Source organism: Dietzia sp. Cai40 (assembly GCF_014145165.1).
In the GTDB taxonomy this organism is placed as follows: Bacteria; Actinomycetota; Actinomycetes; order Mycobacteriales; family Mycobacteriaceae; genus Dietzia; species Dietzia natronolimnaea.
The window spans coordinates 1-8549 of the sequence record NZ_JAALEB010000382.1 but is presented as its reverse complement, the minus strand read 5'-3'; the positions used below and the strand labels follow the sequence as shown (position 1 = coordinate 8549).

Here is an 8549-nt window from a genome sequence, read left to right as displayed (position 1 = left end):
CCCCGGGTCGGCTGCGTCCGCTCGCGCCGCCGCGGCTCAACCCGCTGACGATGGCGCTGGCGTTCCCGGCCTACCGCTGGCTGCACGATCCGGACGGTCGCCCCTGGCACCTGCGGGTGCGCGGGCGGTACTGATCCGCGGGCGGTGCTGATCCGCGGGCGGTGCTGAACCGCGGGCGGGACCGCCGGGAGGCCCCGGTCGGTCTGGGTAGGCTGAACCGCGCACGTCGCGTCGATCGACCACCGGAGGCCATGGTGACCCTGCTCTTCCCCGACTACCGCCCCTCCTGGGAGACCGACGACCACCGGCTCCTGCGCGAGCACGCCCGCGCCTTCTTCGCCAAGGAGATGACGCCCAACCAGGAGAAGTGGGCCCGGCAGAAGCACGTGGACCGCGAGACCTGGCTGCGCACCGGCGAGGCCGGGCTGATCTGCCTCGACGTGGCCGAGGAGTTCGGCGGCCAGGGCGGGGACCCGGGCATGGAGTACCTCGTCACCGAGGAACTCGTCTACTCGGGGGACACGGCGTTCGGCATGGGGGTCGGATCGACCATCACCCCCCACTACGTGGCCAACTACGCCACCGACGAGCAGAAGCGGGAGTGGCTGCCCAGGTTGTGCTCCGGTCAGTGGATCTCCGCGATCGCCATGAGCGAGCCCGGTGCCGGTTCGGACCTGCAGGGCGTCCGCACCACCGCGCGGCGTGACGGTGACCAGTACGTCATCAACGGCTCCAAGACCTTCATCTCCAACGGTGGCTCCGCCGACTTCGTGGTGGTGGCGGCCAAGACCGACCTCGACGCAGGCCACAAGGGCATGGCGCTGTTCGCCGTGGAGGCCGACACCCCCGGTTTCGAGCGGGGCCGCGTGCTGGAGAAGATGGGCCGTCACGGCGCCGACACCGCGGAGCTGTTCTTCAACGACATGCGTGTGCCCGCCGCCAACCTCCTCGGCGGCGAGGAGGGGCAGGGCTTCTACCAGCTCATGAACCAGCTCCCGCGCGAGCGCCTGGCGATCGCGGTGGACGCCCTGGCGATGGCCGAGGCCGCCGTGGTGGAGACCCTCGCCTACACCCGTGAGCGGCAGGCCTTCGGCAAGCCGATCCTCGACTTCCAGAACACGCGGTTCGAGCTGGCGGCGTGCAAGACCTCCGTCATGGCCACCCGCACCTTCATCGACCACTGCATCTCCCGCGAGATCGCCGGCGAGCTGGACGCCGTGACCGCCTCGATGGCCAAGCTCCAGGCCACCGACATGCTCGACGACGTGGTGGACCGCTGCCTCCAGCTGTTCGGGGGCTACGGCTACATGATGGAGTACCCCATCGCGCAGAAGTTCGCCGCCGCCCGCGTCATGCGGATCTACGGCGGCACCAACGAGATCATGAAGGAGGTCATCGGCCGGGCGCTGTGACCCGCCGCGCGTGGGCGTCGAGCGGCTACTATCGACAGTCGTCGATACATTCTGCCGGGGGAGCCACCGTGACCGATCGTCCGTCCGTCCTCTTCGTCTGCGTCCACAACGCGGGCCGCTCACAGATGGCCGCGGCCTACACCGAGCACCTGTCCGGAGGCGCGGTGGAGGTCCGCTCGGCCGGGTCGGCGCCGGCGGACTCGATCAACCCGGCCGTCGCCGAGGCGATGGCGGAGGACGGCATCGACATCTCGGCGGCCACGCCGAAGGTCCTCACCACCGAGGCGGTGCGGTCGAGCGACGTGTGCATCACCATGGGCTGCGGTGACGTCTGCCCGGTCTTCCCGGGCAAGCGGTACCTGGACTGGACCCTCGACGACCCCGCCGGTCAGGGTGTCGACGCGGTCAGGCCCATCCGAGACGAGATCAGGCGCCGGGTGACCGGACTCCTCGCCGAGCTCGGCGTGCGCCCGGTCTAGCGTCCGCGCAGGATCTCGGTGAGCTGACGGACGGTGGGCACCTTCCCTCCCAGGATGAGGTCGTCGTCGATCACCAGCCCGGGTGTCTTCATCAGTCCGTAGCCGGCGATCTCGCCGACGTCGGTGACCTCGACGATCTCCGCGTCCTCGCCCAGCGCTGCCAGGGCCTCCCTCGTGCGGGTGACGAGGGTGTGGCAGTTGCGGCAGCCGGGCCCGAGCACCTTGACGATCATGGTTCCTCCTGCATCCGGGGTCAGGCGATCACGTTGAACAGTAGGCCGATGGCGAGGATGCCGGCCGCCACGACGGCGAAGAACAGTGCGAGCAGTGGTGGCCTCATGACCCGCCTGAGCATGATCGCCTGGGGGATGGACAGCGCGATCGAGCTCATGATGAACGCCATGACGGTGCCCAGGCTCATGCCCTTGGCCCACAGTGCCTCGGCGATCGGCACGACCCCGGCTCCGTTGACGTAGAGGGGGATCCCCGCGAGGGTGGCCACGAGCACCGCCAGCGGGTTGTCCGGGCCCGCCCAGCGGAGGAAGAAGTCCTCGGGGACCCACCCGTGGATCACCGCGCCGACGCCGACGCCCACCACCACCCAGATCCACACGCTACGGAGGATGTCGCGGGATTCGCCGAGAGCGGCGTCCACCCGTTCGCGCAGCGAGGGCACGTGGCCGTCCGCGCGGAGTACGGCGACGCGGGTGGTGAAGACGACGTCGTCGACCCACCTGTCGAGCCGGAACCGGGACAGGGCCCATCCCGCGACGAAGGCGATGGCGGCGCCGGCGCCGACGTAGGCCGCGGCGATGTGCCACCCGAACATCTCGCCGATCATGATGGCCGCGATCTCGCTGATGAGCGGGGAGGCGATGAGGAAGGTGAGGGTGACCGAGAGCGGGATCCCCGCGGCCACGAAGCCGATGAACAGTGGGATCGAGCTGCAGGAGCAGAAAGGGGTCACCACGCCGAGCACGATGGCCAGCGTGAGGCCGACGAACAGCCCCCGGCCCTCGAGCCAGTCCCGCGCGCGGTCGAGGTCGAGGCTCGCCCGGAGCATACCCACCAGGAACATCAGCCCGAGGAGCAGGAGGACGATCTTGACGGTGTCGTAGAGGAAGAAGTGCACGGCACCGATCGCGCGGTCGGCGAGGTCGAGTCCGAGCCAGCCGACGGCCGCGTCCCAGAACCACTCGTTGGCCACCCACAGGGCCACCCAGGACGCCGCGGCCAGCGCGAGCGCCGCCACGAGCCGACGCTGCTCACGGGCACCGGTGTCGGTGTCCGGGGCGTCGTTCCCCGGGCCGGACGGGCCGGTCGCGGAGGCGGGCAACGAGGTCATACCTCCACTGTAGGATTGGTATCGATGAGTGTCGATAGGAACTGTTCAGGGGGTGGCGAGAGGGGGTCGGGCAGGGTGAGGGACGTCGTGGTGATCGGAGGCGGCCAGGCCGGCCTGGCCGCCGGTTTCCATCTCACCCGCGCCGGCGCGGACTTCGAGATCCTCGACGCGTCCGACGGGCCGGGGGGTGCGTGGCCGCACACCTGGCCCTCCTTGCGACTGTTCTCGCCCGCCGACTACTCGTCCCTCCCGGGTCGCAGGATGCACCGGACGGACGACGGGAACCCCGACGCGGCCCACGTGGTGGAGTATCTGCGCGGGTACGAGGAGTACTACGGGCTGCCCGTCCGGCGCGGGGTCCGGATCGTGGCCGTGGAGCGGGACGATCCGGACGGGTTCGTCGTCCGTGCCGCCGACGGCCGCCGGTGGCGTGCTCGCGCGGTGATCAGTGCCACCGGGACGTGGTCGAGGCCGTTCGTGCCGACCTGTCCGGGCGTCGGGGGTTTCCGGGGCCATCAGATCCACAGCGCCGGCTACCGGGGTCCGGAGCCGTTCGGCGGCCGGCGCGTCGTGGTGGTGGGCGGTGCGAACTCGGGCGCGCAGATCGCCGCCGACCTCGCCGGACATCTGCAGCAGAGCGACGGCGAACTGATCTGGTGCACCGCCGGGCCCCCGCGCTATCTGCCCGACCACGTCGACGGACGGGAGTTGTTCCGGGTCGCCACCGCCTCGGTCCGGTCCGGGAGCGGCCGCGGTGTCGCGGAGTTGGGCGACATCGTCGTCGTCCCCCCGGTGCGCGCCGCCCGCGACGCGGGCCTGCTCGTGGCCACCCCGATGTTCGACCGGTTCCACCCCGGCGGGGTGGAGTGGGACGACGGCCGACGTGAGGCGGTCGACGCGGTGATCTGGTGCACCGGATTCCGCCCGGCTCTCGGGCACCTCCGCGGTCTTGGGCTGTCGCGGGTCGGCGGCAGGGTGGTCGCCGACGGGCCCGTGGTGCCGGACGTGCCCGGGCTGTTCCTGCTCGGCTACGGCGACTGGTGCGGCGCGGCCTCGGCGACCCTCATCGGGGTCGGTCAGTGGGCGAAGGCGGCCGTGGCCGCAGCTCTCGGCCGGTGATCAGGCCCTGAGGCGCGCGACGATCTCGACGAACTCCTCCGCGTAGCCCAGGTGGGTCCGCAGTCGCTCGAGCCGTTCGGTGGCCTCAGCCTCGATCTCGGCGATCAGCGCGGCCGATCCCGCCGGGTCGTCGGCTCGGCGGTCCAGGGCCCGGCAGAAGTCGCGCATGCGTTCCAGGCTGAACCCCAGGGGCTTCATCCGGCGGATGAGCAGGAGCCGCTCGACGTCCCCCGGCGTGTAGAGGCGGAACCCGCCCGGGGAGTGCGCGGAGGGGCTGACCAGACCGAGTTCGTCGTAGTGCCGCAGGCTCCGGATCGACAGCGCGGTGCGCTCGGCGACCTCGCCGATCTTCATGGTCTGCTCGCCGCGACTTGGCCCGCCCACAACTCTCCCGTTACGGTAGCTTTCTACTCTCACGCCGTGTGAGAGTCCTGACCCCGACTGTAGGTGATCCGTGAGCACCGAGTTCCCGACCGGCGTGCTGCCCTCGTTCCGCGCCGCGTTCTCCTCCCCCGCCCGGCTGCGGACCGAGGTCCTCGCCGGCCTCGTGGTGGCCCTCGCGCTCATCCCGGAGGCGATCTCGTTCTCCATCCTCGCGGGCGTCGACCCCCGGGTCGGTCTGTTCGCGTCCTTCACCATGGCGGTCACGATCGCCTTCACCGGAGGACGCCCGGCGATGATCTCGGCGGCCACGGGAGCGATCGCGCTCGTCGTGGCGCCGGTCGTGCTCGAGCACGGACTGGACCACCTCATCGCCACGGTCCTCCTGGCCGGGGTGCTGCAGGTGCTGCTGAGCGTGTTCGGGGTCGCGAGGCTGATGCGGTTCATCCCACGCTCGGTGATGGTCGGATTCGTCAACGCGCTCGCGATCCTCATCTTCTCCGCCCAGATCCCGCACCTGGTGGGCGTGCCGTGGCTGGTGTACCCGCTGGTGGCGGTGGGGCTGCTCGTCCTCGTGTTCTTTCCCAGGCTCACCACGGTGATCCCCGCGCCCCTGATCGCGATCGTGGCACTGACGATCGTGGTGGTGTGGGTGGGATGGTCGGTCCCCAACGTGCACGACCAGGGCGAGTTGCCCGGGTCGCTGCCGACCCTCCTGCTGCCGGACGTGCCGCTCACCCTGGAGACGCTGCAGGTCATCGCCCCCTACGCGCTCGCCATGGCGCTCGTGGGGCTCATGGAGTCGCTGATGACGGCCAAGTTGGTCGACGACATCACGGAGACGCACTCCGACAAGACGCGTGAGGGCTGGGGTCAGGGCGTCGCCAATCTCGTCACCGGTTTCTTCGGCGGGATGGGCGGCTGCGCGATGATCGGGCAGACGATGATCAACGTCAAGGCCTCGGGCGCACGGACGCGGCTGTCCACCCTGCTCGCCGGCGTGTTCCTGCTGGTCCTCGTCGTCGTCCTGGGCGACGTCGTCGGACTGATCCCGATGGCCGCACTGGTCGCGGTGATGATCATGGTCTCGGTGGGGACCATGGACTGGCACTCGATCCATCCCCGGACACTGCGGCTGATGCCGCTGTCGGAGACCCTCGTCATGGTCGTCACCGTGGCGGCGACGGTGTGGACCCACAACCTCGCGATCGGCGTGATCCTGGGGGTGGTCACGGCGATGATCATGTTCGCGCGCCGGGTCGCGCACATGACGACCATCGAGAAGGTCGCCGAGCTCGACACGGACCACGACGGGGCGGTCGACACCCGCACCTACCGGGTCACGGGCGAGCTGTTCTGGGCCTCGAGCAACGACCTCGTGTACCGGTTCGACTACTCCGGCGACCCCGAGCACGTGGTGCTCGATCTCACCGACGCCGACATCTGGGACGCCTCGACCGTCGCCACGCTCGACGCCGTGCAGCAGAAGTATGCGGCCAAGGGCAAGACCCTCACGGTGATCGGACTCGACGGTGCCAGCAGGGAGCGGCTCGACAAGCTCTCGGGCAGGCTCGGCGCCGGGCACTGAGCGCGGGTCGGTCCCGGGCGAATCCCCCCGGCCGGGCTTCCGAAAGCATCGATGGGCATCTATATTGATGGATGTCGATACGAGGCTTGGAGGCCGACATGTCCCGATCCGTGCACGACGCTCCTCTCCCCGAACTGCTCATGCCTCAGACGCAACTCCAGCGTGACGCCCGCGAGCTGGCCCGGCACTACGAGGGCGTGTTCAGTCCGCAGACCGTCGAGCGCGTGGTGTTCGAGTCCTATGCCGCGTTGCGTCGGACCGCGCGGGTCACCGCCCATCTGCCGTCGCTGTCCCGCCGCTTCGCGACCGACCGGCTCAAGGCTCTCGCGCAGGCGGAGGGGCGGGTCGCCAAGGACGTCCCCGAGGTGCTCTTCATCTGCGTCCAGAACTCGGGGCGCTCCCAGATGGCCGCGGCTCTCATGGCGGACCGGTCGGAGGGGCGGGTCCACGTCCGGTCCGCAGGCTCGCTCCCGGCGTCCGGGATCGACGAGAACTGCCGGGCGGCCATGGCCGAGGTCGGACTCGACCTGACCTCGGAATACCCCAAGCCGCTCACCGACGACGTGGTGGCGGCCGCCGACGTGGTGATCTCCATGGGGTGCGGGGACGCCTGCGCCGTCTATCCGGGCAAGCGGTACCTGGACTGGGATGTCTCGGACCCCGCAGGCCAGGATCTCGACCGCGTCCGCTCCATCCGTGACGACATCGACGCCCGGGTCCGCCAGGCCCTTCCGGAGATCGTCGGCATGACGCCCGCGACCGCCCCCGGTGCTCCGAGTTCGGGTGGTGCGACCAGGGAGGCGGCGTCGCCCTGAACGGTCCTCGGGCTGAACGGTCCTCAGGCTGAACAGTCCTCAGGCGAGGCGGAGACCTCGGACGTCGACGATGTCGCGGATCTGGGAGAACGCCTCCGGGACGATGCTGTAGTGCGCCATCCGGCCGCGTTGTTCGCGGGTGACGAGTCCCGCCTCGACCAGCTTCTTCATGTGATGACTCACGGTGGGCTGGGAGATCCCCAGCGGTTCGGTGAGGGTGCACACGCAGACGTCATCGCACTCCGCCGCCGCGATGTGCGAGAGCAGGCGGAGGCGCATGGGGTCGGCCAGGGCCTTGAACCGGGCCGCCGCGGCTTCGGCCTCGGCCTGGGTGAGCGGCCCGTTCGCGCCGGCGATGCAGCAGTATTCGGCGGATTCGGGCGAGGTCATGGTCCCAGGTTACTCGGACGACCGGGGCGGGGGAGGCCTGTGGATGTCCCCCCCTTGCCCATTCGAAAGTGTGTGCGTATACTAGAACACTAGTTCGATACAATGTGACGGCGACGTACGAGTGGGCGTACGGGTGGAGGTGAGGGCGTGGACGAGACGGCTGGTGGCGCGACAAGTGGGGTCGGTCGTTCTGGTCACCCGTCCCCGCTCGGGAGGTTGTCCGATTCCGCCCGCGACACCTGGGTGGCGGAGAATCGCGCCGCCGGGGCCCGCCTGGCCGCGTGTTACGAGATGTTCCGCGAGTGCGTGCGCCAGGACGAGGCCGGGGCGGGGGACGGCTCCCCGCCCGGGCATGCGGTGGTCGACCCGTTCGACGTGTGCACCGGCTACGTCGTGGCGTCGATGCCCATCTCCTCTGGCCGCGCCGCCGCCATGATCAGCCTCGCCGCGGACCTGACCGAGCGCTACCCGGCCGTCATGGAGGCGCTCTCGGCCGGTCGGATGGAACAGCGCGCAGCCGAGTTGTTGGCCCGTCAGATGGCCACGGTCGATCCGGCCGTCCTGTCACGGGTTCAGCAGGAGGTCGTGGAGGACTACCTCGCCGCCATCGAGGCCGGCGAGCGTCCGGGCGCCCGGTCGGTGCGCGACTCCGTCGACGCGATCATCGCCCGCTACGACGCCAACGGGATCCGCGAACGAAGAGACGCCGCCGCCCGCGGACGCGGAGTCCACATCCGCAAGGGCGCCGACGGCATGACCAACCTGTGGGCCACCCTGGCCTCCGACGAGGCCGCTGTGCTGGCAGAGGCCATCGACCAGCGCGCCGCAGAGTTCGCCAACCCCGCCCCGGACACCCCCGCGGAATCAGCGCAGGCCCGCGCCGACGCCGAGGGGGCGGACATGTCGAACTATCCGGTGCCCGAACGCCGCGCGGACGCCCTGCTGTCCCTGGTGTGCGGAGACCGGGGCCGCGCCCGTGCCACCGATCTCGCGCCGGACGAGCCGCCAGCGCCACTGCGG

At 70.4% G+C, this 8549-nt stretch carries 10 protein-coding genes; 6 read left to right on the top strand and 4 right to left on the bottom strand.

What is annotated here, in order from left to right; genetic code table 11:
* The first annotated feature begins 254 nt into the window (after nucleotides 1-254).
* Nucleotides 255-1412: an acyl-CoA dehydrogenase family protein gene (locus G6022_RS13985; RefSeq protein ID WP_179523632.1), complete on the top strand. Its 1158-nt coding sequence runs from the start codon at nucleotides 255-257 to the stop codon at nucleotides 1410-1412.
* A 68-nt stretch (nucleotides 1413-1480) separates the two neighbouring features.
* Entirely contained in the window at nucleotides 1481-1891 is a 411-nt protein-coding gene (locus G6022_RS13980; RefSeq protein ID WP_182609654.1) for an arsenate reductase ArsC, read from the top strand.
* On the opposite strand, the gene G6022_RS13975 is transcribed toward G6022_RS13980, so the two are convergent.
* Together G6022_RS13975 and G6022_RS13970 are read right to left on the bottom strand one after the other, a co-directional pair.
* A complete protein-coding gene (locus G6022_RS13975; RefSeq protein WP_182639763.1) occupies nucleotides 1888-2124 on the bottom strand; it encodes a thioredoxin family protein in 237 nt (78 codons plus the stop codon). The genes G6022_RS13980 and G6022_RS13975 overlap by 4 nt on opposite strands.
* A gap of 20 nt (nucleotides 2125-2144) precedes the next feature.
* Complete coding sequence (locus tag G6022_RS13970; RefSeq protein WP_182653195.1) at nucleotides 2145-3236, bottom strand: permease; 1092 nt, start codon at nucleotides 3234-3236, stop codon at nucleotides 2145-2147.
* A 75-nt stretch (nucleotides 3237-3311) separates the two neighbouring features.
* Between G6022_RS13970 and G6022_RS13965 the strand changes: the two genes are divergently transcribed.
* Nucleotides 3312-4355, top strand: a complete 1044-nt coding sequence (locus G6022_RS13965) for an ArsO family NAD(P)H-dependent flavin-containing monooxygenase (protein ID WP_304813464.1) — start codon at nucleotides 3312-3314, stop codon at nucleotides 4353-4355.
* On the opposite strand, the gene G6022_RS13960 is transcribed toward G6022_RS13965, so the two are convergent.
* Nucleotides 4356-4709, bottom strand: a complete 354-nt coding sequence (locus tag G6022_RS13960; protein ID WP_179523629.1) for a MerR family transcriptional regulator — start codon at nucleotides 4707-4709, stop codon at nucleotides 4356-4358. It lies immediately after the preceding gene.
* A 100-nt stretch (nucleotides 4710-4809) separates the two neighbouring features.
* Here G6022_RS13960 and G6022_RS13955 point away from each other — a divergent pair, with 100 nt between their 5' ends.
* Both G6022_RS13955 and G6022_RS13950 read left to right on the top strand, forming a co-directional pair.
* The gene (locus tag G6022_RS13955; protein ID WP_182639252.1) at nucleotides 4810-6324 is read left to right on the top strand and encodes a SulP family inorganic anion transporter; all 1515 of its coding nucleotides are present in this window, start codon (nucleotides 4810-4812) and stop codon (nucleotides 6322-6324) included.
* A 98-nt stretch (nucleotides 6325-6422) separates the two neighbouring features.
* Nucleotides 6423-7139 (top strand): arsenate reductase ArsC, encoded by a 717-nt coding sequence (locus G6022_RS13950; protein ID WP_182639251.1) that lies wholly within the window; start codon nucleotides 6423-6425, stop codon nucleotides 7137-7139.
* A 39-nt stretch (nucleotides 7140-7178) separates the two neighbouring features.
* Here G6022_RS13950 and G6022_RS13945 read toward each other — a convergent pair whose 3' ends face one another.
* Nucleotides 7179-7529 carry a metalloregulator ArsR/SmtB family transcription factor gene (locus G6022_RS13945; RefSeq protein ID WP_179523627.1) on the bottom strand — a complete coding sequence of 117 codons (351 nt, stop codon included), beginning with the start codon at nucleotides 7527-7529 and terminating at the stop codon, nucleotides 7179-7181.
* Nucleotides 7530-7676: 147 nt separating this feature from the next.
* Here G6022_RS13945 and G6022_RS13940 point away from each other — a divergent pair.
* A partial coding sequence (locus G6022_RS13940) for a DUF222 domain-containing protein (RefSeq protein ID WP_182691807.1) occupies nucleotides 7677-8549 on the top strand: 873 nt, incomplete at its 3' end.